At 63.8% G+C, this 22941-nt stretch carries 23 protein-coding genes; 8 read left to right on the forward strand and 15 right to left on the reverse strand.

Going from position 1 to position 22941, the window contains the following annotated elements; all coding sequences use genetic code 11:
* Nucleotides 1-2 precede the first annotated feature (2 nt).
* A complete protein-coding gene (locus tag K3179_RS12695) occupies nucleotides 3-1940 on the reverse strand; it encodes a 2-oxoacid:acceptor oxidoreductase subunit alpha (RefSeq protein ID WP_221565988.1) in 1938 nt (645 codons plus the stop codon).
* A 175-nt stretch (nucleotides 1941-2115) separates the two neighbouring features.
* On the opposite strand from K3179_RS12695, the gene K3179_RS12700 reads away from it, so the two are divergent.
* Together K3179_RS12700 and K3179_RS12705 are read left to right on the forward strand one after the other, a co-directional pair.
* Entirely contained in the window at nucleotides 2116-3066 is a 951-nt protein-coding gene (locus K3179_RS12700; protein ID WP_221565991.1) for an alpha/beta hydrolase, read from the forward strand.
* Nucleotides 3067-3098: 32 nt separating this feature from the next.
* Nucleotides 3099-3536, forward strand: a complete 438-nt coding sequence (locus K3179_RS12705) for an RNA pyrophosphohydrolase (RefSeq protein WP_247713068.1) — start codon at nucleotides 3099-3101, stop codon at nucleotides 3534-3536.
* Between the two features lie 4 nt (nucleotides 3537-3540).
* Here the strand turns inward: K3179_RS12705 and K3179_RS12710 are convergent, their stop codons facing one another.
* From K3179_RS12710 to K3179_RS12725, 4 genes are all read right to left on the reverse strand, one after another.
* Nucleotides 3541-4047 (reverse strand): tetratricopeptide repeat protein, encoded by a 507-nt coding sequence (locus K3179_RS12710; protein WP_221565997.1) that lies wholly within the window; start codon nucleotides 4045-4047, stop codon nucleotides 3541-3543.
* A 60-nt stretch (nucleotides 4048-4107) separates the two neighbouring features.
* Nucleotides 4108-5286 carry an RsmB/NOP family class I SAM-dependent RNA methyltransferase gene (locus K3179_RS12715; RefSeq protein ID WP_221566000.1) on the reverse strand — a complete coding sequence of 393 codons (1179 nt, stop codon included), beginning with the start codon at nucleotides 5284-5286 and terminating at the stop codon, nucleotides 4108-4110.
* Nucleotides 5287-5289: 3 nt separating this feature from the next.
* Entirely contained in the window at nucleotides 5290-6744 is a 1455-nt protein-coding gene (gene guaB, locus K3179_RS12720) for an IMP dehydrogenase (RefSeq protein WP_221566288.1), read from the reverse strand.
* Nucleotides 6745-7152: 408 nt separating this feature from the next.
* Entirely contained in the window at nucleotides 7153-7908 is a 756-nt protein-coding gene (locus tag K3179_RS12725; protein ID WP_221566002.1) for a 3-hydroxybutyrate dehydrogenase, read from the reverse strand.
* A 78-nt stretch (nucleotides 7909-7986) separates the two neighbouring features.
* On the opposite strand from K3179_RS12725, the gene ypfJ reads away from it, so the two are divergent.
* Nucleotides 7987-8835: a KPN_02809 family neutral zinc metallopeptidase gene (gene ypfJ / locus K3179_RS12730; protein WP_221566005.1), complete on the forward strand. Its 849-nt coding sequence runs from the start codon at nucleotides 7987-7989 to the stop codon at nucleotides 8833-8835.
* A gap of 72 nt (nucleotides 8836-8907) precedes the next feature.
* Here ypfJ and creD read toward each other — a convergent pair whose 3' ends face one another.
* The 3 genes from creD to K3179_RS12745 form a co-directional block, all read right to left on the reverse strand.
* A complete protein-coding gene (gene creD, locus K3179_RS12735; RefSeq protein ID WP_221566008.1) occupies nucleotides 8908-10290 on the reverse strand; it encodes a cell envelope integrity protein CreD in 1383 nt (460 codons plus the stop codon).
* A 129-nt stretch (nucleotides 10291-10419) separates the two neighbouring features.
* Nucleotides 10420-12165, reverse strand: a complete 1746-nt coding sequence (locus tag K3179_RS12740; protein WP_221566011.1) for a M56 family metallopeptidase — start codon at nucleotides 12163-12165, stop codon at nucleotides 10420-10422.
* A complete protein-coding gene (locus K3179_RS12745) occupies nucleotides 12162-12551 on the reverse strand; it encodes a BlaI/MecI/CopY family transcriptional regulator (protein ID WP_160594806.1) in 390 nt (129 codons plus the stop codon). The genes K3179_RS12740 and K3179_RS12745 overlap by 4 nt, the downstream gene beginning before the upstream one ends.
* A 215-nt stretch (nucleotides 12552-12766) precedes the next feature.
* On the opposite strand from K3179_RS12745, the gene K3179_RS12750 reads away from it, so the two are divergent.
* On the forward strand, nucleotides 12767-13414 hold the full coding sequence (locus K3179_RS12750; protein WP_221566014.1) for a peptidylprolyl isomerase: 648 nt from the start codon (nucleotides 12767-12769) through the stop codon (nucleotides 13412-13414).
* Here the strand turns inward: K3179_RS12750 and K3179_RS12755 are convergent.
* From K3179_RS12755 to sdhC, 6 genes are read right to left on the reverse strand one after another with little or no spacing between them, the layout of a single operon-like run.
* Nucleotides 13411-14274, reverse strand: a complete 864-nt coding sequence (locus K3179_RS12755) for a glycoside hydrolase (RefSeq protein WP_221566016.1) — start codon at nucleotides 14272-14274, stop codon at nucleotides 13411-13413. The two genes, K3179_RS12750 and K3179_RS12755, sit on opposite strands and share 4 nt — an antisense overlap.
* Complete coding sequence (locus K3179_RS12760) at nucleotides 14271-14714, reverse strand: thiol-disulfide oxidoreductase DCC family protein (RefSeq protein ID WP_221566019.1); 444 nt, start codon at nucleotides 14712-14714, stop codon at nucleotides 14271-14273. Before K3179_RS12760 ends, K3179_RS12755 begins: the two co-directional genes overlap by 4 nt.
* Nucleotides 14711-15814, reverse strand: a complete 1104-nt coding sequence (locus K3179_RS12765; protein ID WP_221566021.1) for a saccharopine dehydrogenase family protein — start codon at nucleotides 15812-15814, stop codon at nucleotides 14711-14713. The genes K3179_RS12760 and K3179_RS12765 overlap by 4 nt, the downstream gene beginning before the upstream one ends.
* A gap of 18 nt (nucleotides 15815-15832) precedes the next feature.
* Entirely contained in the window at nucleotides 15833-17674 is a 1842-nt protein-coding gene (sdhA, locus tag K3179_RS12770) for a succinate dehydrogenase flavoprotein subunit (protein ID WP_221566025.1), read from the reverse strand.
* Complete coding sequence (gene sdhD / locus K3179_RS12775; RefSeq protein ID WP_100261144.1) at nucleotides 17674-18060, reverse strand: succinate dehydrogenase, hydrophobic membrane anchor protein; 387 nt, start codon at nucleotides 18058-18060, stop codon at nucleotides 17674-17676. The genes sdhA and sdhD overlap by 1 nt, the downstream gene beginning before the upstream one ends.
* A gap of 9 nt (nucleotides 18061-18069) precedes the next feature.
* On the reverse strand, nucleotides 18070-18450 hold the full coding sequence (gene sdhC, locus K3179_RS12780) for a succinate dehydrogenase, cytochrome b556 subunit (protein ID WP_221566028.1): 381 nt from the start codon (nucleotides 18448-18450) through the stop codon (nucleotides 18070-18072).
* A 108-nt stretch (nucleotides 18451-18558) separates the two neighbouring features.
* On the opposite strand from sdhC, the gene K3179_RS12785 reads away from it, so the two are divergent.
* The 4 genes from K3179_RS12785 to K3179_RS12800 are packed head-to-tail and all read left to right on the forward strand — an operon-like array spanning nucleotide 18559 to nucleotide 21806.
* Nucleotides 18559-19269, forward strand: coding sequence for an SDR family NAD(P)-dependent oxidoreductase (locus tag K3179_RS12785; RefSeq protein WP_221566031.1), 711 nt, complete (start codon nucleotides 18559-18561; stop codon nucleotides 19267-19269).
* On the forward strand, nucleotides 19259-20215 hold the full coding sequence (gene blaEAM, locus K3179_RS12790) for an EAM family subclass B3 metallo-beta-lactamase (protein WP_221566033.1): 957 nt from the start codon (nucleotides 19259-19261) through the stop codon (nucleotides 20213-20215). The genes K3179_RS12785 and blaEAM overlap by 11 nt, the downstream gene beginning before the upstream one ends.
* Nucleotides 20212-21114: a 50S ribosomal protein L11 methyltransferase gene (locus tag K3179_RS12795; protein ID WP_221566036.1), complete on the forward strand. Its 903-nt coding sequence runs from the start codon at nucleotides 20212-20214 to the stop codon at nucleotides 21112-21114. The genes blaEAM and K3179_RS12795 overlap by 4 nt, the downstream gene beginning before the upstream one ends.
* Entirely contained in the window at nucleotides 21111-21806 is a 696-nt protein-coding gene (locus K3179_RS12800; protein WP_345722978.1) for a DUF2459 domain-containing protein, read from the forward strand. The genes K3179_RS12795 and K3179_RS12800 overlap by 4 nt, the downstream gene beginning before the upstream one ends.
* On the opposite strand, the gene bla is transcribed toward K3179_RS12800, so the two are convergent.
* The gene (gene bla, locus K3179_RS12805) at nucleotides 21803-22903 is read right to left on the reverse strand and encodes a class A beta-lactamase (protein ID WP_221566039.1); all 1101 of its coding nucleotides are present in this window, start codon (nucleotides 22901-22903) and stop codon (nucleotides 21803-21805) included. The two genes, K3179_RS12800 and bla, sit on opposite strands and share 4 nt — an antisense overlap.
* Between the last annotated feature and the right edge of the window lie 38 nt (nucleotides 22904-22941).

Raw genomic sequence — 22941 nt, forward strand, 5'->3', positions numbered from 1 at the left:
GGCTAAACTTCCGTGCTCGGAAGCTGCTGGTCGTTGGCGGGGACCTGCCCGCCTTCGTTGCCGGGGACGCCGTCGAAGAACTTGCCGATTTCGCGCTCGAGCTCGGCGATCTGGAACGGCTGTCCGCTGGTCTTGGTGAGCGGCCGGGCATCGACGAGGAACTGGTCGCGCAGCACCGTCTTGAACTGGCCGGTGTTCATTTCCGGCACGAGGACGTGGTCGAACCCGCGCAGCAGGTCGCCGAGGTTACTCGGCATGGGCCAGATGTGGCGGACATGGATGTGGCTCACGTCCATGCCCTTGGCGCGGCAATTGTCGACAGCGCGATGGATCGGGCCATAGGTCGAGCCCCAGCCCACCACGGCCAGCTTGCCGGACGTCTCGCCGAGGCAGACATCCTGGTCGGGCACGGCGATATTGTCGACCTTGGCCTTGCGCAGGTCGGTCATGCGTTGGTGGTTGTCGGGCGAATAATCGATGTTGCCGGTAAGCTCGTGCTTCTCGATCCCACCGATGCGATGCATCATGCCGGGCGTACCGGGCTTGATCCACGGACGCGCGCCCTTTTCGTCGCGCTTGTAGGGAAGCAATTCCTCGCCGCGCGGTTCGGTCAGGAATTGGGCCGGGAACGGCTCGAAATCGGCCGGGTTAGGCACCTTCCACGGCTCGGCCGCATTGGCGATATAGCCGTCGGTCAGCAGCATGACGGGCGTCATGTACTGGGTTGCGATACGGCAGGCCTCGATAGCGACTTCGAAAGCATCGGACGGGCTGCGGGCCGCAATCACCGGCATGGGCGCATCGCCGTTGCGGCCATAGACCGCCTGGTAAAGGTCGCTCTGTTCGGTCTTGGTCGGCAGGCCGGTCGAGGGGCCGCCGCGCTGCGAATTGACGATCACCAGCGGCAGTTCGGTCATGATGCCAAGCCCGATGGCTTCGGTCTTCAGCGCAATGCCGGGGCCGGAGGACGAGGTCACGCCAAGCTGGCCGGCATAGCTCGCGCCGATGGCCGCGCAGATCGCGGCGATCTCGTCTTCCGCCTGGAAGGTCGTGACGCCGAATTCCTTCAGCCGCGCGAGGTGGTGGAGGATCGCCGAAGCAGGCGTGATCGGATAGCCGCCGAAGAACATCGGCAGTTCGGCCAGCTGCGCACCCGCGACAAGGCCAAGGCTGACGGCTTCCGCTCCGGTAACCGTGCGATAGAGGCCAGGTGCGCTGGGCGTCGGATCGATATGGACCTGCTTGAGCGGCCCGGCGAGCTCCGCCGTCTCGCCATAGGCATGGCCTGCATCGAGCGCGGCGATATTCGCATCGGCAATATCCGGCTTGGACTTGAACTTGGCCTTCAGCCAGTCATGGATCGGCTCGCGCGGGCGATCGAACATCCACAGGGCAAGGCCCAGCGTCCACATGTTTTTGGACCGCAACGCATCCTTGTTGCCGAGGCCGAAGGGCTTCACCGCCTCGATCGTCTTCTCGGAAATGTCGAAAGCCAGCACGTCGAACTTGGCGAGGCTGCCGTCCTCGAGCGGATTGGCGTCGTAATGCGCCTTGTCCAGGTTGCGCTTGGTGAAGGCGCCGGTGTCGGCAATGATCAGGCCGCCGGGCTTCAGGGCGGCAAGGTTCACCTTCAGCGCGGCCGGGTTCATTGCGACCAGCACATCGGGCGCATCGCCTGCCGTGTTGATCTCGCGGCTGCCGAAATTGATCTGGAAAGCGGAAACACCGAACAGCGTGCCCTGCGGCGCGCGGATTTCCGCCGGGAAATCGGGGAAGGTCGCGAGGTCGTTACCCGCCAGCGCAGTGGAGAGCGTGAACTGTCCGCCGGTCAGCTGCATGCCGTCGCCGGAATCTCCGGCGAAGCGCACAACCACGGCTTCGGGGCTTGCGGGAAGGCCGCTATGCGGCCGGTCGGCGTCGCTCGGGGCGGCTGTTGCCATCCGGTCAATTCCTTGTCGCGCACCGAGTTTCACGGCGCATTGTCAATGGGAGCGCCACCTAGGACCCGCTCCCTCCTCTCGCAATGAAGTTTCTCTGCTAGCGGTAAAAAGCGCAGTGGAAAAGCGTAGCCGACACGCTAAGTCTCTTTTCGCAACGAAAGAGGAGAGAGACGCCATGGCCGATACCGAACATTTTGTGCGCGACGATGTGCGCGGCTTCCTGGACATGCTGGAGCAGATCGGTGGCAAGGGCGTCGAGGAAGTGGGCGCGGTCGAAGGCCGTGTGCAGATGAAGACCATGGGCCAGCTGGCAGAAGCCCCGCCCCGCGACCTGGCGGTCAAGAAGGACCTCACCTGCCCCGGCCCCGCAGGCGATATCCCGCTGCGTTTCTATGACGCCAAGGACACGCGCGAAGCCGGTCCTTGCGTGATTTTCATCCATGGCGGCGGTTTCGTCATCGGCGATATCGAGGTTTACGATTCGCTCTGCACCGAAATCGCCCATCAGCTCGATTTGCCGGTCGTGTCGATCGAATACCGCCTTGCGCCCGAACACCCCTTCCCCGCTGCGCCAGACGATTGCGAAGCCGCAGCCCGCTGGGTGGCCTCCTCGCCCGAGGCGCTGGGCCGCGAGATCACCGGGCTCGTCATCACGGGTGACAGTGCGGGCGGCAATCTCACCATCGTCACGACCAACCAGCTCGTCAACGAACCTGCCGACGTGCCGGTGATCGTCCAGGCACCAATCTATCCGGTGGCGAGCGACGTGTCGCAGCATCGCAGCCTCAAGGACTTCGCCGAGGGCTTCCTCCTCACCGGCGCGGCGATGGCCTGGTTTACCGAGCAATATGGCGGCGATCCCAAGGATCCGCGCAACACTCCGATGGTCGGCGATTGCAGCAACACTCCGCCCACGGTGGTGTGCACGGCAGGCCTCGATCCCTTGCGCGATTCAGGCCGCGAATATGCCTCGCACCTGATCCAGCAGGGCACCGAAGTCATCTATCTCGAATTCCCCGGGATCATTCACGGCTTTACGACGCTGAGAAAAGCGATACCGAGCGGGCAGAAGGATCTCGATGCCTTCCTCGATGCGATCAAGCTGATGGTGGAGCGTTACAGGTGAGTGAACTGGGTTACCGGCCCTGTGTCGGGGTGATGCTGGTCAATGGCGACGGTCGCGTGTTCGTCGGTCGCCGGATCGACAACAAGGAAGGCGACTGGTGGCAGATGCCCCAGGGCGGTGTCGACGAAGGCGAAGACCTCGACCAGGCCGCCCTGCGCGAACTTGCGGAAGAAACCGGCGCGAGGCCCGAACACGTCGCCATCATCGACCGCATGGCAGAGCCAGTGCGCTACGATCTGCCCGAAGAACTGATCGGCAAGCTATGGGGAGGGAAATATCGCGGGCAGGAGCAGGTGTGGTTCCTCGCCCGTTTCTCCGGCAGCGACGAGGATATCGACCTCAACGCCCATGACCCGGCGGAATTCTGCGATTGGAAATGGGCCGAGCCCGAGCAGCTTCCCGAGCTGATCGTGCCGTTCAAGAAGCGCGTCTACCGCGCCGTCGTCGAGGCGTTTCGCGAGCTGGTCTGAGCGGTCAGTTCGCCTGAACATCCCGCGTTTCGGGCAGGGTTGCTTCGGCGGTCATCACAGGGGTGCGCGGACCCGCGGCGATGGCGGCCGCGATTTGCTGCGTTTCGGGGCAGGTTTCGCCGCATAGCGACTGGACCGCCGCCAGCTTTTCGCGCGCCTTTTCCAAGGCGCCTTTCTCTGCCAGCGCGGCCCCTTCGCCAGCCATGGCGACGAGGTTTTGCGGGTCGCGGTCGAGCGCCTCGCGATAGTAGCGGATTGCCTTGCCCTGCAGATTATCCGCCCGCGCCGCTTCGGCGAGGTGGATGAAAATGGGGGTGTACCCGGGATCGACTGCCAGTGCGGCCTCGAACGCGTCGATGGCGCCCTGCGTATCGCCAGCATCCAGTGCAGACTGACCTTCTGCAATCAAGACACCTGCCCGCGGCGCCGGATCGCGCTCGTTCCCCCAGCTGACGCTCGCCGTAAGCGCGAGGGCTAGCGAAAGGGCAGCAGCAGCGGGAGCAAAACGCATTATCGTCTCCGTCAGGGGCGTAATCGCAGATGGGCGCGGATCGGCCATGTCACAAGGCTATCACGACTTTTCTGCACGGGCGATGAAAAAACCGTCCGTCCCGTCGTGGTGCGGGGTGAGGCGGATGCCCCGCCCTCGTGCACGCCCGGCAGGGAGGTCCATCAGGGATGCTGCGAATGCCGGATCGCGCGCAAGGAAGGCGTCGAATTGGTCCGCGCCCTCCTCGTCCAGCAGGGAGCAGGTGACGTAGATCAGACGCCCACCCGGCTTGACGAGACGAGCGCCGATGTCGAGCAGGCGGGCTTGCAATTCGGTGAGACGCGCCAGTTCCTTCTCGTCCAGCCTCCAGCGCGCTTCGGGATTCCGGCGCCAGGTGCCGACGCCCGAACACGGGGCGTCGATCAGGACCGCATCCGCCTGACCCTCGAATTTAGCAAGAACATCAAGTTCCTGACCGGGATTGAGCAGCACCGTCTCGATATTGGTCGCCCCGGCACGCTCCGCACGCGGCATCAGGGCCGACAGGCGATTGCGATCGGTGTCGCTGGCCACAAGGCGGCCAAGATTGTCCATCGCTGCGGCCAGCGACAAGGTCTTGCCACCCCCGCCCGCGCACAGGTCGATGATGGTTTCACCCGGCTGCGCAACGGCAGCAAGGCAGGCGATCTGGGAGCCGGTGTCCTGGATCTCGACCTTGCCGTCACGCCATTCCGGCCATTGCTCGACCTGCGTGCCAGCCTCGAGGCGGAGGCCATTCGGCGCAGCGGTAGGCGTGGTTTCCACTGGCAGCGCCAGGGTGGAGCGCTCGGCTTTCAGCGTGTTGACGCGAATGTCCAGCGGTGCGCGATCCAGCAGAGACGCTGCTTCGGGACCGGAGATATCCGACGCGGCGAGCTTCCGCTCCAGCCACTCGGGCGCAATTCCCCCCGCTCCCACAGGTTCATCGCCAGCCAGCTCTGCCGGACCATAGTTCGAACCGTCGAAAAGGGCGCGGATATGCTCGTCCGTCTCGGCAAGGCGCAGCATCGCGGCGCGGCCTGTTTCCGGGACCGGACCGCATGCGCGAATGGCCGCATAGACCAGCTCGCGGATGGCGCGGCGATCCTTGGACCCGGCGAACCGGTTGTTGCGAAACCACTCGGCGAGAATGCGGTCGGCAGGCGCACCTTTCGACCGTGCCGACGCGATAATGCTATCTAGCAACTCGATCGATGTTTGGACTCTGGCAGCGGGGGTCATGCCCTAGCGCGATGGGTAGTTGGGCGCTTCGCGCGTGATCGCCACGTCGTGCACGTGGCTTTCGGTGAGCCCGGCGTTCGTAATGCGCACGAACTGCGCGCGCTTGCGCAAATCGTCGATCGTGGCGCTACCGGTGTAGCCCATGGCGGCCTTGATCCCGCCGACGAGCTGGTGAACCACTGCGGCGGCGGCACCCTTGTAGGGCACCTGGCCTTCGATACCTTCGGGCACCAGCTTCTGCTGGCTGACGTCGGCCTGGAAATAGCGGTCGGCACTGCCGCGCGCCATCGCGCCCACGCTGCCCATGCCGCGATAGCTCTTGTAACTGCGGCCCTGGTAAATGAAGGTTTCGCCGGGGGCTTCTTCGGTGCCTGCCAGCATCGAACCGATCATAATGCTCGATGCGCCTGCGGCCAGCGCCTTGGCCGCGTCGCCGCTGGTGCGAAGACCACCATCGCCGATGACCGGCACGCCGGCCTTCTCCGCCGCTTCGGCGCAATCCATGATTGCCGTCAGCTGCGGCACGCCGACACCCGCGACAACACGCGTGGTGCAGATAGAGCCCGGACCGATGCCGACCTTCACTGCATCCGCACCTGCATCGCACAGGGCACGCGTGGCTTCGGCAGTCGCGACATTGCCCGCGATCACCTGCACGCTGTTGGACAGCTTCTTGACCCGTTCGACGGCTTTGGAAACTTCCTTGTTGTGGCCGTGGGCGGTGTCGATCACCACCACGTCTACTTCGGCATCGATCAGCGCTTCGGTGCGTTCGAAACCCTTGTCACCAACAGTGGATGCAGCGGCGACGCGCAGGCGCCCGCTCAGGTCTTTCGTCGCATGTGGATAGGCCACGGCTTTCTCGATGTCCTTCACCGTGATGAGCCCCACACAGCGCCCGTCATCATCGACCACGAGCAGCTTTTCGATCCGGCGCTGATGGAGCATCCGGCGTGCTTCTTCCTGCCCGGTGCCGAGCGGCACGGTGGCGAGGTTTTCGGTGGTCATCAGCTCGCTGACCGGCTGGTTGGGATTTTCGGCGAAGCGCACATCGCGATTGGTGAGGATGCCCACCAGCTTGCCGCCGCGATCGGTCACGGGAATGCCGCTGATGCGGTTGGCGGTCATGATCTGCTGCGCATCGCCCAGCGTCGCTTCGGGATTAATGGTGATCGGGTTGACCACCATACCGCTTTCATAGCGCTTCACCGCTCGCACGGCGGCCGCTTGGTCCTTCACCTCGAAATTGCGGTGCAGGACACCGATGCCGCCAAGCTGCGCCATCGCGATGGCCATGTCGGCTTCCGTCACCGTGTCCATCGCGCTGGAGATGACCGGGATGTTGAGCTGGATGTCGCGCGTCAGTCGCGTGAAAGTCTTGGCCATCGAAGGCAGGATATCGCTCTCTGCCGGACGCAGGAGAACGTCGTCGAAAGTGAGGCCGAGGGGGATGTCGATGGATGCCACGTTAAGAATCGCCTGCCGGAGTAAATGTGGCGGCCCATGTAACGACGCTTTGCCGCTGGCGCTAGTGCGGCGGGGCCCGGTTGGAAGGAAAGCAGCCGGCCGGGCTTACTTCGAGTGAATGCTTTCTCCGGATCAGCTGCATCGTCTGACCGCTGCGGCAACCTATCAGCAATCGTCGAGGTGCCTTGAGATGCCGAATTTCTCCGTCCTCCAGCTTGACGCGAACAACTGCACTTTGACCTTCCGAGCCTGGCGAGTTGTTCAAGGAGATAATCGTCCCACGAATCTCGCTGCTCGGTCCCGATGTTTTGAGGTACGCTACGCCAACAATAATCGCGAGAACGCTCGCGATCCCTAAAATGAGTAAGCTATCGGCAACGCGTCGACCAGGTGCGAAGATCACTCCGCCGTCCAGCCGCCATCGACGCTCCAGTTCGCGCCGTTCACGTTTTGCGCCTCGTCCCGGCACAGGAATACCGCGAGCGCGCCGATCTCTTCCGGCTGGACGAACTTCTTGGTGGCCTGCTTCACCAGCAGCACGTCGTTAATGACTTCGTCGCGGGTCATCCCGCGCGCTTTCATCGTGTCGGGGATCTGGTTTTCGACCAGCGGGGTCCAGACGTAGCCTGGGCTGATGCAATTGGCGGTAATGCCATGCTCGGCCAGCTCAAGAGCGATCGTCTTGGTGAAACCGTCGAGGCCGTGCTTGGCCGAATTGTAGGCGCTCTTGAAGGGAGAGGCGACCTTGGAGTGCGCGCTGGCGGTGTTGATGATGCGGCCCCAGCCCTTCTCCTTCATGTGCGGCACAACGAGCCGCGTCGTGTGGAAGGCGGCCGTAAGGTTCAGCGCGATGATCGTGTCCCACTTGGCGATGGGGAATTCCTCGACCGGCGCGACATGCTGCATCCCGGCATTGTTGACGAGGATGTCGACCCCGCCGGTGTCGGCCATCATCGCCTCGATCTGGGCGACATCGGTCAGGTCGGCGCCCGAATGTGTCGCGCCCAGTTTCTCGCACAGCTTGGCGATCTCGCCCTCGTCCCCGAAGCCGTTCAGGACGACTTGCGCGCCTTCTGCCGCGAGGGCCCGTGCGGTCGCCAGGCCGATGCCCGAAGTCGATCCGGTGACAAGTGCGCGCTTTCCTTCGAGAAACATTTGTGGCCTCAAGTGTTGTGACTAACATGCAAGCCATTGCGCAGCAGCGCTGAACGGTCAATCGCGGGGGATGCAGGAATGCGGCTAAATCCATTCAATACCGATAATATCCAGGTTCGCTCCAGCGGAGGCGCCGGCAAGGCAGGCGGCATTGGCTGCGGCACGATCATCATCGCTGCCATCGGCTATTTCGTCTTCGGCCTCGATCCGATGCAGACCGCCAGCACGGTCGAAAGCGTTCAGCAAGGCTCGCAGCAGGCAGGCCCCGCCAACACCGACGAAGAGGCGATCTGCAACTCCAGCGAATATGCGCGAGAGGCGTGCAACGGCCTCCAATCGCTCAACCAGACCTGGGCGCGCACTTTCCAGGAACAGGGCTATGGCGACAGCTTCCGCCAGCCCACGCTCGACCTGTTCCGCAACGGCCGCGTCACTACGCAGGGTTGCGGCAGCGCGACTTCGGCTGCCGGTCCGTTCTACTGCCCGGCCGATGAGACGATCTATATCGACACGAGTTTCTACGACCAGCTGGCGCAGATGGCAGGCAATCGCGGCGATTTCGCGCGCTATTACGTGCTTGCCCATGAATACGGCCACCATATCCAGACGCTGACCGGCGTATCCCAGCAGATCCGCAGTGCGCAGGCACAGAACCGGCGCCAGGCGAACCAGTTGCAGGTGCTCATGGAGCTGCAGGCCGATTGTTATGCGGGTGTATGGGCGGGCAAGAACCGCAACCTCATCGAGCCGGGCGATATCGAGGAGGGCATGGAGGCCGCAGCCGCCATCGGTGACGACCGCCTTACCGGCGGCCGCGTGTCGAGCGAGAACTTCACCCACGGCACCAGCGCCCAGCGCAGCCAGGCATTGCGCCTTGGGCTGCAGGGCGATGACCGCCAGTGCGATGCGATCACCAATATCGGTTGATAGTCCAGCCTCACCGTAAAAAGGGCGCGGTCCTCTCGGTCCGCGCCCTTTCTTTGTGTCATTCCGGGAAGGTCAGGCTTCGTCGGTTTGCTCCGGCTCCCTTCCCGCCTGCGACCAGTCGAGATTGCGGGTGGCGTACATAACCCCAGCCAGCGCGAAGAACATCGCGACCGAGCCAACGATCAGCGAGGCTTCCTCGAGGCTCATCAGCACGTAGAGCCCGGCGTAGAGAACCGTCAGCAGACCGCCGATAAAGCCTGCCCGCTTCCACCCGCCAAGAACCGCGGCGCTGTAAGCGATAAGCAGGCCGATAATTGCGGCGCTCGCGATAAGATACGCCAAGGCAAACCCCGCAACTTCGGCGAAGGCGAGCAACAGGACGAAGAACAGCACCAGCCCTGCCCCCGTCAGGAGGTATTCCGCCGCCGCCACGCGGGCGCCGCCGATCACGTCGAACAGCAGGAAGGCGAGGAAGGTGAAGCCGATAAAGAGGAAGCCGTACTTCACGCTGCGATCGACCTGTGCGTAGATGTCGCCGGGCTCGACCAGCGCGATGGTGGCCCAGGCAACGTCCGTGGCTTCCTCCATCATGCCGTATTCGGCCGTCTGGCGACGTTCCAGTTCCGCTTCGGCTTCGTCAGCCGGTCCGTCTGCCGGACCTTGGCCAATAGCGAGCGTCCCGATCGACCAGCTGGCGCTGAAGCCTTCGTCCGAGATGTCGCTGGTGTCCGGCAGATAGCGACCCTCGAAGCCGGGGTGCTGCCAGGACGAGGTCACGTTCCAGCGCGTGTCACCGCCCTCCGGTGCCAGTGACAGCGAACGGCTACCGCGCAGGGTATAGCTGTACTCGAGGTCGAGCGCGTCGCCCTCGCTCCAGTCGTAGGTGCCGTGGAAGCCGCTGCCCTCGCCGCGGGCACGCTGGCCGGGTGACAGCTCGACCGCTTCTCCACCGAGGCTGGCTTTGGCGCCGCCGCGCAAACCGCGCGCATCGCTCACGCCGAAGCGCAGCTGCGCCTCGGACAGGACGAGCTGGTCACGCGTCACATCATAGCTGGAAAGATCGTCAGGCAGCTCGAACCGCGCCTGTCCAGCCATGTCGGCAGAGAACACGACCGTTTCGTAGATCGCCTTCTTCTTGCGCTCCGTATCGAGCTGCGTTTCGAGCGAATGCTGCACCGGCGCCAGCACGATTTCCGAGCGAACCTGCTGCGTCTGCATGACCGACTTGCCGTCGACAAGGACCGGGACCTGCTTTTGCGCGAGATAGGGTATGGCGAGCACCGGTGTGGAGACCACCTGCGATCCCCCTGCACCTGCCGTGATGGTCGACTCCGCGATGCGGGCCTGGTTCTGCCGGTCGTTGACCAGATCATAGACCATGATGATCGGGATCAGCAGCACGAGGCCGATCAGCCCCGCTATGACCAGTTTGACTGTGGGGGATCTGTCGCGCATCGTTTCATCTCCAATTGTTGCGATGAAACGTTCTTTGTGAGCGATGAACTGAATACCTTGTGAACCCGCCTGGGCATGCAAAAGGCCGGCCTCCTCGCGGAAGCCGGCCTCTCAGGAGTGTGTTCTAACTCAGGAAAGCGAGGATTCGAGCTCGGCGATTTCCTCGTCCAGGTCGCGCAGGATTTCCGCGCGGATTTCCGCATTGAGCGAACGATCCTTTGCGATCGCCTTGCGCGCGCCGCGGATTGCACTCAGTGCAATACGGTCTCCGGCGGTCTCGCACACATACATCACGGTCTTGCCATTCGACTTCACCTTGGTGGTGACCGGCTGGTCCGGATAAACGCATTTCTCGATCACTTCAGGCACCGCCGCCATGGCGTGCGCCACCGCTTGCGCGACGACCGCTTCGGTTTCCGCCTCGAGTTTCGCATGGCGCGCTTCGGCCTTGGCTTCGGCCTGTTCCCGCTTGGCTTCGGCATAGGCCACGCGGCCTTCCGCCCAATCCTTGCGGCCCTCGGCATAGGCGATGCGGCCTTCGGCCCAGTCCTGGCGGCTTTCGGCATAGGCAATGCGCGATTCCGCCCAGGCCTTGCGGCCCTCGTCATAGTCACGTGAAGCCCAGCGCTTCTCCACCCGCTTCGCCTCGGCCAAGGCACGGCGCGCATCGGCCTTCGCGCGGTCGGCATCTGCCATTGCTCGCTCAAAATCGGGCGCAGGCGGTGCAAGCGGCGCTTCGGGCGCTACCGGCGGCAGGGGAGCCTCCGGATAGCCTGCGGGCAGCGGGGCTTCGGGCGGCGCCGGCGGGACCGGATAGGCGAGATCTGCCAGCGGCGCCGACCCGACCACGGCAACTTCGTCCGAAGTCGGCATGGCCGACACCTCGGCAAAACAGAACGACGCGGTCAGCGGCACGGCGAGGAATGCGCTGGCCAAAGTGGCACGGCCGGCAATGCGGCGGCGCGGCGAAATATCGGACATGTTCAAACTCCTCAAACGATGGATGATCGACTTGTCCCCCAGAACTGGACACGCCATCGGCGCGGCGAGCGCCGGTCGCGGCGTCCCCTGCGGATGGCGAGCGAAATCGGCAATGATGCCGGCATAGGTTGCGCGTTCCTCGCGCGGGCGGGCGGCCACCACCCGCGCGTCGCAGGCGGCTTCCTGGTCACGGCGAAGCGCGCTCCAGCCCAGCCAGCCAAGCGGATTGAACCAGTGGATCGCGAACAGCGGCTGGACGGCCATGTTGACGATCAGATCCCCGCCGCGGTGGTGGGCGAGCTCGTGCGCAATCGCGAGGTCGCGCGAAATCCGGTCGCGGCTGGCCATGAAGCCTGCAGGCAGGGCGATGACGCGGTCGACCACACCGAAAGCCATCGGCCCCGAGATGGCAGGCGTTTCGATCAGGCGCACGCTGCCGACATCGCCCACCGGGCGCGCATCGTCGAGCAAGTCGCGGCGCAGCTCGAAGTAGAGATAGAAGCGGCGCGTCAGCATGACTGCAGCACCGACCAGCCAGATTGCTACCAGCGGCAGCACGAAGTCGGTCGGGTCTGGAAAGCTTTGCGGCGCAGGCGAACGAGCGGCCATATCAGCGAAAAACGTGGCAGGTTCTACGGCGGCCTCGTCCAGGGCGAGGGGCGCGGTTTCGAACGACACCTCCTCGCGCGGGGTCAGGTTCATCCATGCCGGAAGCGTGAACGGCGGCACGAAGAGGCGCGCCAGCGGAATGAACCACAGCGCATAGGCCGCGCTAGAGCCGAAATGTTTTGCAACGGGACGGCGAAGCACCATCACCATCGCGATCAGGGCGCCTGTCCACACCAGCGTGTCGAACAGGAACCACTCCCAATATTCGCGCAGAAGCTCGATCATTTCCGCATCTCCTTGAGGAGCGCCTCGATCTCTTCGAGGTCGGAATCCGTGAGCGCTTCATTTTCGGCCAGATGGGCGAACAGCGGCGCGGCGCGGCCACCGAAAAGGCGGTCGACCAGCCTGCGCGATTCGCCGCCGACATAGTCGGAACGCTCGATGAGCGGGTGATAGAGGAATTTGCGCCCCTGCGGTTCGGTACCGATGACGCGCTTTGCCACGAGGCGGCCAAGAAGCGTCTTCACCGTCGGGATGGACCAGTCGTTTTCGGCACAGACCCGCTCGCACACTTCGGCAGCGGACAGCGGGCTTTCAGTCCACAAGGCCTCCATTACCGCGTGTTCGGCTTCGCTGATCCGGTCACCCGGAGATTGCTTGCGCTGGCCCATAACGTACCTCTTCCCCTCGGGATTCGCTAATTCCGTTTACGGCTGTAGACAGTTTGACTACGGCTGTAAACTTAAAACGATTCCCGCACCCGCATCCGGCAGAAGGTATCGCCGGACAGGATGCAACATAGGCTCTGCACGGGACGCCCGACTATCGATGAACGGCAACAAAGCTCGGGATTGACGACGTATCACGCTGATGTAGCCTGCCTTGCATGCTGAAGATTTTCCTCCCCGCCCTCGCCCTGATTACCGCACCGCTTGGCGCGCAGGAGGTGGAAGCCGCCCCTCCCCAACCTGGCAAGCCCGAAACCGTCCGCGTCGTTCTCGAAACGACGGCAGGCGACATTACCGTGGAACTGGAGACCGAGCGGGCACCGATCACGGCGGGCAATTTCCTGCGCTATGTCGATGAAGACCGCTTCGACGGCACGGTCTTCTACCGCGCGATGACGCTCGACTGGGGCGACCAGCCCAACGGGCTGATCCAGGGCGGCACGCAGTGGGACCCGGACCGAATCCTGCCCGGCATCCCGCATGAACCGACGACAGTAACCGGCCTCAGCCATACCAAGGGTGCGCTCTCCATGGCGATGGGCGAACCGGGAACGGCCAATGGAGACTTCTCGATCTTCCTTCAGGACTCGACCGGCATGGACGCCGATCCTAAATCCGAAGACCCCGTCTGGCAGAACGGCTACGCGGTGTTCGGATATGTCGTGGAAGGGATGGACGTGGTCGCCGCAATCCATGCCATGCCGACCGATCCCGATAAGGGCGAGGGCTGGATGAAAGGACAGATGCTGGCCGAGCCGGTAAAGATCATCGAGGCGCGCCGCCTCGCCTCTCCGAGCGAGGACTAACAGACCTCGGCGGTGTTTTCCGGGATGGGTCCCGGCGGTACGCGCGCCGGACTGGCGTGGAAGGGGTCGGATTTAAGCTGGTGCCGCGTACCGTATGCTTCGCCCAATGCGGCGAACAGCTTCGGATCGTATGCTGCAAGATCGGGGTGATCGAGGATCCTCTGGCCGTCTACAACCACCAGGCGATTGGAGTTGAACCAGATCTGCGTGCCTTCGGCCCAATACTCCTGGATGGTCGTAGTCGCGTACTCGTTCAGCCAGAGATCGTTGGCCAGTGCATGGGCATAGGCAGCCTCTATTTCCGCAAACAGCGCGGGATCGACCGCCTCGATAGCGAACAGGACATTGTGCGCCATTTCGTGGACGAAAATGGTTTCGCCGTAATAGCGCGAGGTGGGCAAGCCGAGGACATCCTCTTCCGATCCTACAGTGCGCTCGCCGCCGATCCCCCTCGCCCGCTCGTCCCAATATTCGCGATCGGACTTGGCACCGATGCGCACGTCGTAATGCTTCAGTTCGCAGCGCGTCAGGCGCGGATCGTCGCGCGCGGGCTTTGTCCAATGCGCCTTGTCGGGCAGGTCGAGCAACGCTTCGTCTTCAGAGATAATCGCGACACGATAGTCGTTTGCCGCAAGCCAGCTCGCGAATTCAGGTCGGTGCGCCAGCATCCCGCGCGCCATGTCGCGCGCGGCAAGGAGTGCCTCGTCCGACACCCGCGCGGACGAGAGGATCGGAATACCCCGCGCGTCGACATGTTTTTGATAGAAGGCCTCGGCACCTACGCTCTCTGGTGGTGATTTAGGGATCACCGCACAGGCCGAGAGTGTCAGAACCAGGGCGGGCGGGATGAAACGCTTCATAGCAATCTCGCCCTCTGGTCGGGCGTAAGCAATGCACAGGCTTCGGTCTTTCCGAACCAGCGATAGCGATTGCGCGCGACGAGGCGGTACATTGCGTCGCGAAGGGGCCGCGGGACGATGCGAAAAACGCCGGCAAGTCGCCACAGCCCGCCCAAGCGGCGCGCCAACTGGAAGTATCCTTCGCTCATCTCATATGCCTGCCCATCCGCCAGGAACAGGTAACTGTCATCCATCCTGAGGCCGTAATGCCGGTAAAGCGCGCTGCCCAGTTCGCCTTGCGCGCTGGTGAGCGCGATCCTTTCCTTCCGGTCATGCTGCATGATGAACCGCGCTCCGCCCGAACACAGGACGCAAACATTGTCGAAGACGAATAGCGGACGGCTGTCGTCGAAGTCGGGGACCTGCGGATCGTTGCGATAGCTGTAAAGCGGACGCGTCATTCGTCGATGCATTCGATATCGAGGCCCTCGAAAGCCGAGCGGTATTCACCCAGGGTGATCACGTCGAGGCACGGCCGCGCTCCGGGTTCCAGTCGCTCACCGCGTGCAAGCTTGCGGGCAATCAGGATCGGCGGGATGACCGGGATGTTCGGTCCGTGGCCGCTGCGGGCGATGATCCAGTGCCGCCGGATGACCGGGGCCCCGCTGCCGTCCACCCCCTCGATGACCATGTGAAATCCGCTCCGGCCCCGGCTGAGGACATTGAAAGGCTTCGACAGGCTGACCAACAGGTCGGCAAAGCGCGACAGGTTCGGAATCAAACGCACCCGCCGCAGCGCGCCCATTACCCACAGCCCGAAATGCAAGGGTGCGATCTCGTGCCCGGCAAGGAAGCGATGGTCCTGCAAACCCGGGTATCGCGAGGGGAAAAGTTCGAGGTCCGGAACATCGCCGGCGGCGAACCAGCGGCGTCCAAGTTCGGGATAGTCGACGGGGATAGCGCCGCGCCACCCGATCTCGTCCTGCATCCAGCCATCGCGAAGGCGTGTGAACCGCTCTCCGACATAGGATAGGACCGCAGCCACCGTCCCTGCGCCGCGATTGGCCTGTTCCGCGCCGCTGATCCCGTATTCGACACGGCGCATTTCCGCCATGTCCTCAAGCGCGGCGTCGCAATAGGCAGCCGTCAGCGCCGGGACCGAGCTAGCGCCGGAGAGGACAGTGACGCCCATCTCCTGCGCGGCTGAATCCAGTTCTCCGATGCCGCACACGAATGCGCGCGCATCCGCGATGTCGCAATAATGGGCCCCGACCGCGATCGCCGCTTTCGCTACGCCATACCCCTGGCCGTGATACGGGCCGACCATGTTGATGACGAGGTCCGGCGCAATGTCGCCAAGGATGACCGCGGATGGGTCCGCGATATCGACACGGGCCCCTTGTGCGGGGTTTGCAGCCTGCAAGCCCGCTGCGAACTCCTGCGCCTTTGCCAGGTTACGTCCGCAGATGACGAGTTCGATCGCGCTGTCCGCAGCCAGCTGGCGTGCGACATAGCCACCGAAATTGCCGTAGCCTCCGATGATGGCGACACGAAACCGCATGACCGGCTTGCCGCGGGTTTAGTAGACCCGCTTTTTCGGCTCGATGTAGTCGACGTCGTCGGTCAGCGTGTATTCGTGAACCGGGCGATAATCGATCTTTACGCCGCCGCCATTGCCGCCCCATCCTTCGAACCAGGCGATGGTGTGCTTCATCCAGTTCGCATCGTCACGCTCGGGGAAGTCCTCGTGCGCGTGGGCCCCGCGGCTTTCCTTGCGGTTTTCGGCCGAAGCGATAGTCACATTGGCCTGCGCCATGAGGTTGTCGAGTTCGAGCGTTTCGATGAGGTCGCTGTTCCAGATCATCGAGCGGTCGTGGACCTTCACGTCCTCCATCCGCTTGTTGACGTCGCGGAGCAGCTCGACACCTTCGGACAGCAGCTTGCTGTCGCGGAACACGGCGGCGTGCTTCTGCATGCTCTTCTGCATGTCCGAACGCAGGACAGCGGTCGGGATGCTGCCGTCGGCGTGACGGAAGTGATCGAGGCGGGTCAGCGCGAGGTCGGCGCTGTCCTTGGGAAGCTCGTCATGGCTGACGCCGGGCTTGACGATTTCCTTGAGGCGATGGCCGGTCGCGCGTCCAAAGACCACGAGATCGATCAGCGAGTTCGAGCCGAGACGGTTTGCACCATGGACCGACACGCACGCTGCTTCGCCTACGGCGAAAAGGCCGGGGACGATCTTTTCCGGATCCTTCGGATCGCCTGCCATCACTTCGCCGTGATAGTTACAGGGTATGCCGCCCATGTTGTAATGGACCGTCGGCGTGACCGGCAGAGGCTGCTTGGTCAGGTCGACACCGGCAAAGATCTTGCCGCTTTCGGTGATGCCCGGCAGGCGCTCGCCCAGCACCTTGGGATCGATGTGATCGAGGTGCAGGTAGATGTGGTCGCCATCCGGCCCGACACCGCGCCCTTCACGCATTTCCAGCGCCATCGAACGCGACACGACATCGCGCGATGCAAGATCCTTGGCGCTAGGGGCATAGCGTTCCATGAACCGCTCGCCTTCGGAGTTGGTCAGGTAACCGCCCTCGCCGCGCGCACCTTCGGTGATGAGCACGCCAGCACCGTAGATCCCTGTCGGGTGGAACTGGACGAATTCCATGTCCTGCAGCGGCAGGCCTGCGCGCAGGACCATGCCACCACCGTCGCCGGTGCAGGTATGGGCCGAGGTCGCGGTGTAATAGCAGCGGCCATAACCGCCCGTCGCCAGCACCACGGCATGGCTGCGGAAGCGGTGAATCGTCCCGTCGTCGAGACACATCGCGATGACGCCGCGGCAAACCTTGCCGTTCGGGCCGTCTTCCATGATCAGGTCGAGCGCGAAATATTCGATGAAGAAGTCCGCGTCGTACTTCAGGCTCTGCTGGTAGAGCGCGTGCAGCATGGCGTGGCCGGTACGGTCGGCCGCGGCACAGGTGCGCTGCACGGGCGGGCCTTCGCCCATGTTCTGCATGTGGCCGCCGAAGGGGCGCTGGTAGATCGTGCCGTCGTCATTGCGGCTGAAGGGCACACCGGCGTGCTCCAGCTCGTAGACCGCCTGCGGCGCTTCGCGGACCATGTATTCGATCGCGTCCTGGTCGCCGAGCCAGTCGGAGCCCTTGACCGTATCGTACATGTGCCACGACCAGTGGTCGGGCGTGTTGTTGCCGAGCGAGGCGGCGATGCCACCCTGTGCGGCGACGGTGTGCGAACGGGTCGGGAAGACCTTGGTGATGCAGGCAGTACGCAGGCCGCTTTCCGCGCTGCCCATGGTGGCGCGCAGGCCCGAGCCACCGGCGCCTACGACGACGGTGTCATAGGTATGGTCGATGATCGGGTAGCTGCGACCGCCGATTTCGAAAGTTTCGGTGCGGGCCATCAGGCGGCTCCTCCGAGGGCAAGGCGCGCGATCGATACGAGACCGAAGGCTGCGCCGCCGATTGTTGCAAGGTTGAGAAGGGTGAGCACGCCGAACTTGGTGCCGGCGTCGTGAACGTAATCCTCGATCAGGACCTGGAGGCCCAGGCGCGCGTGCCAGAACACGCTGACGATCAGCAGCGCGAGTGCGGTGGCGGGCAGCGTCTGCGACGCCCAGCCGGTCATGGCCGCGTAATCGTAGGAAGGCAGCATCGCCAGGCTGACCACGAGGAACAGCATGAGCACGAGGTTGCCGATGGCGGTGAAGCGCTGCACCAGCCAGTGATGCGCACCTTCGTGCGACGGGCCCAGCCCGCGCACGCGTCCGATGGAAGTTCCGTTACCCATTGCGCGGCCTCACTTAAGCAGGATCACGGCCCAGAAAAGGGCGGTGAGGATGATTGCGATGACGGGCGACAGGATCGACCACGTCTTGTTGGTGTCGAGTTCGTAACCGGCACCGATGTCGAGCACGAAGTGGCGCAGACCGCTCATCATGTGGGTGAAGAATGCCCAGGTCAGACCGACCAGCACGATCATGCCGACGGGCGACCCCATGATGCCCGCGAAGGTCGCATAGGCCGCTTCACCAGCGGCCATCGAACCGAGCCACCACAGCAGCACGCCGAGTCCGACCAGGGCCAGCCCGTCACCGGTGATGCGGTGCAGGATGGATACCGCCATATGCGGTCCCCATTTCCAGATCTGCAGGTGTGGTGAAAGCGGGCGGTTGGCCATGCATCTATTCCATATCGCTGAATTCGTGCCGCCTCCTTAGCGAACTGCCGGTGCAAGGCAAGGCGTGCGGCCTCGACAAAAGGCGCAAATTTTCGAATAGCGTGATGCATGACATGCATCCTTCTTACCGGCTCCTCCCGTGGGATAGGCGCCGCTTCCCGTACGGCACTCGAAGCGCGCGGCGCGAAAGTGATCGGGCAATCGACCTCGGGCGAAGGCTTCGGCACCCTCGCCGCGGACTTTCGCGACCCCGAAGCACCGGAGGCATTGTGGGAGGCCGCTCTCAAGCAGGCAGGCGGCGAAATCGACGTTCTCGTCAACAATGCGGGCCTGTTCGATCCCAACCCGATCGAGAAACCGGACGGTGACTGGCTGGATGCATGGGAGGAGACCATGCGCATCAACCTGACTGCGTCTGCTCAGTTGAGCAGGCTTGCAGTCCGCCACTGGCAGGAACGCGGCGCGACCGGACGCATCGTCCATGTCGCCAGCCGCGCAGGCCATCGCGGCGATTCGCCCGCGCACTGGCACTATGCGGCCAGCAAGGGCGGGATGCTGGCGATGCACAAGACCATTGCGCGCCAGTATGCCGCAGAAGGTATCCTGAGCTTCGCCATCACGCCCGGCTTCACCGACACCGCCATGGCCGGCGATTACCTCGACAGCCGGGGCGGCGCGGGCCTCCTGACCGACATTCCGCTCGGCCGTGTGGCGGAGCCGGAGGAGATCGCGCGGATCGTCGAATTCCTCTCGCTGGATGCCCCGCCATCGCTTACCGGTGCGACGCTCGACGCCAATGGAGCAAGCTATGTCCGTTAAAGCGCTGGTCGCGGCCCTGCCCTTGCTCATCGCTGCGTGTGCGGCGGTTCCTGCACCGCAAGTTGAAGATGCAGAGACGCCCCCCTCGCCCGCGCCAACGGCAAAGGTGGTGAATGCCCACGAAATGCAGATGGCGTTCCTCGATGCGTGCGAGCCGTGGGACGAATGGGCCAAGCCCGCTCCACCGTTCCAGTTGATGGGCAACAGCTGGTATGTCGGGACCTGCGGCATATCGTCGGTGCTGATTACCGGCGATGAAGGACATATCCTGATCGACAGCGGTGTCCCCGAGGCCGCCCCGCTGGTCCTCGCGAACATCGCCTCGCTCGGCTTCGATGCGAAGGATATCCGCTATCTCCTGATGAGCCACGAGCATTTCGACCATGTCGGCGCGCATGCCGCCATCAAGGAAGCGACCGGCGCACAAGTGGTGGCTTCGGCAAGAGCCAAGCCCGTGCTCGAAACCGGGAAAGTCGCCGCCGACGATCCGCAGGCCGCCTCCGGCCACCCCGACATGACCCCGGTAGAGGTCGACCGGGTGATCGCTGATGGGGAAATGATCGATCTCGGCAAGCTGCGCGTTACGGCGCATGAAACGCCCGGCCACTCGCCCGGGGCGCTCAGCTGGACGTGGTGGTCGTGTACGCTCCCCGGTGAACCGCCCGTGTGCAACCGCTTCGCCTATATCGACAGTCTTTCCGCCGTTTCCTCTGACGACTACCGCTTCACCGACCACCCGGAAATGGTTCGCGCGTTCCGGACCAGCATCGACAAGGCACGCCAGCTTCAATGCGAGTATCTGGTGACGCCGCATCCCTCGGCCGGGTCCATGCTGGACCTGATGAGCGGCGAATACGGGCTCTACTTGCACAGGGGCTGCGGCTTCTATGCAGAGCGGTTGAGCAAGCGCCTCGACGAACGTCTCGCGAAGGAAGCTGCCGAATGAGCGCATGGAAACTCTCGGGTGAAGCGTCGAAACAGGTCGTTCAGGCAGCGCTGCTTGCGCATGACGAGGCCTGGGATTTTCCCGAAGAGCTGGTCGTGTCCGGTCGGGAGATCGCGGAAGACAAACCGAACGACTGGATCCTGGAAGTCTGGCTCGAGCGCAAACCGACTGCAGCGGACAGGAAAGCCGTCGCTGGCCTGTTCGCAGGCGAAGCACCGGAACTCGAAGCAGAAAAGCTGCCCGATCAGGACTGGGTCACGCTCAGCCAGCAGGGCGTCGAGCCGATCCGCGCGGGGCGCTTCCACGTGCGCACGCCGGAACACGATCCAGACCCGTCGATGGTCGATTTCGCCATTCCTGCCAGCCAGGCCTTCGGGACCGGCCAGCACGAAACGACCGCTGCCTGCCTTGCCATGCTCGACCTGATGAAACGCGAGGGCATTGCGGTGCGCAACCACGCCGACATCGGCACCGGCACCGGCCTGCTGGCTTTCGCGGCGATGCATCTGTGGCCCCATGCGCTGGCAACCGCGTCCGATATCGATGCGGTGTGTGCGGGCGTTGTCGAAGATAATGCAGCGCTGAACGATGTCGCGATGGGCAATAAGGGCGGCCAGCTGACCATGGTCATTGCGCCGGGAATGGATCACGAATTGCTGCAGGCGCGCGCGCCATACGACCTGCTCATCGCCAATATCCTCGCGGGGCCTTTGGTGGAGCTCGCGCCAGACTTCGCCTCCTCGATTACGCCGGGGGGAAGCTTGCTCTTGGCGGGACTTCTGCAAACGCAGGAAGCAGAGGTACGCCGGGCCTATCGCGCGCAAGGGCTGCGGCTGGCGCGCCGGGTCACCAATGGCGACTGGTCGATCCTGTGGTTACGCAAGAGCCGCATCCGGTGACCGGGCGGCGCGCCCTGGCGATTACGGGTGTGGTGCTTGCCCTGCCCGTGCTTGCCCTGGCGCTCTTCCTCTTGTCGGCCTGGATCGGCAGCTCCGTGCCGCGCAATTCAGACTGGGCCGAAAGCGATGACGGTATCGTCATCATGGTCGAAACCAACGGTATCCACACCGGTATCGTCATGCCGGTCGTCACCGATGTGAAGGACTGGCGGCAGACGTTCCCTTCCGCAGGCATGACACGCTCGGACGGCCGCATGCCGACCCACGTCGCGATCGGGTGGGGCGAGAAGGAGGTCTTCCTCAACACGCCGACCTGGGGCGACCTGAAGGCGAGCACTGCCTTGCGTATTGCCTTCCAGGGCGGCGACGGACTGATGCGGGTGGGCCATTACGCATGGCCGCAACCGTCCGAATACCATCGCCCGCTCGTGCTCCGTCCGGAGGAATACCGCGTGCTGGTCGAAGAGGTCGAAGCGGCCTTACCCCATGTGCCGCATGGCGAGGAGCGCTTCAGCCACGACAGTTTCGAACACGGCGCGCGCAATTACGATGCGCTCGGGCGCTACACGCTCGCGAATACCTGCAACCAGTGGGTCGGCGATACGCTGGCAAAAGCCGGGGTGAAGATGGGCCACTGGACGCCGCTGGCCGGAGGGGTGATGAAATGGATCCCCTCGCCCACCGAGAACTAGGTAGTCTCGCTCGCCATCCTGGCTTCGTGATACTCGACTACCGAGCGCGTCACCGATTGCATCATTTCGAAGCGCGCCGGGTAGGAAGTGCGGGTCCGCGCAATGAGGACGGCCACCGCGTACTGCGTGCCATCGGGCGCGGTCAGCACGCCCACGTCGTTGTAACCGGACTGGTCGCCATCGTAGACCTGGCCCGTGCCGGTCTTGTGCGCGATCGACCAGCCGGATGGCACCCCGCCCTTGAGCCGCTGCGGACCACTCTTGGTATTTTCCAGTGTCGACAGGATGAACTCGGTGGACCGTGGCGATAGCAATTCCCCGCGCGCCAGGCGCGCCAAAGCCTGCGCCATACCGGACGCGCTTGCCCCGTCGATGGGATCGTCGAGATAATCCTCGAAGGCCTCGCGCCTCCTGTCTTCCGGCACCCGGTCGCGCGCTTCGTAGAAATTGCGCCCGATGGAATAGCTGGGTTGCCAGTCGAGACCGGCGATGGCGCTCTGCTTGCTGCGCTCGTCGGTGCCGAATTGCACGCCCGTAATGCCCTTCCGGCGCATGAAAGCCTCCACCGCCTGCGTGCCGCCGACGCGGCGCAGGAGCCGGTCGTTGGCGGTATTGTCGCTCTGCGTCAGAGCACGCTCCATGAGGTCGCGATAATCGGTGCGGAACACGCCGCGCGTGCGCACAATATCGCGGATCGGCTGGTAGAACACCGTCAGGTCTTCGCGCCGGATCGCGACCGGTTCGGACAAATCCAGCGCGCCTTCATCCACCAGGTCGAGCGCGGTCAGCGAGACCCACAGCTTGCTGACGCTTTGCTGGGGAAACGGCCTGTCGCCATTGTAGGCCATGGTCGCCCCGCTCGCGACTTCGACTGCGGCGATGCCGACTTCGCCCGCAAAGCCCTCGCCGATTTCCTGCAGTCTCGCTTCGAGCATCTCTTGCCGGGCGTCCAGTTCCGGTTCCTCCTCGACCACTTCTTCGGGCATGACCCGCTCTTCGAATTCCGCAGCGCTTTCTGCCGGACCTTGGACGCAGGTGCCGAGCAGGAAGAACGCGGAGACGATCAGGAGCGTGAGGGTTACAAGCGGTCGGGTCACTGTAATGCCAACAAAAGCGTGCGCATAAGTTTCCGGAA

Origin of the sequence: Qipengyuania intermedia (assembly GCF_019711615.1) — a bacterium.
GTDB lineage: Bacteria > Pseudomonadota > Alphaproteobacteria > Sphingomonadales > Sphingomonadaceae > Qipengyuania > Qipengyuania intermedia.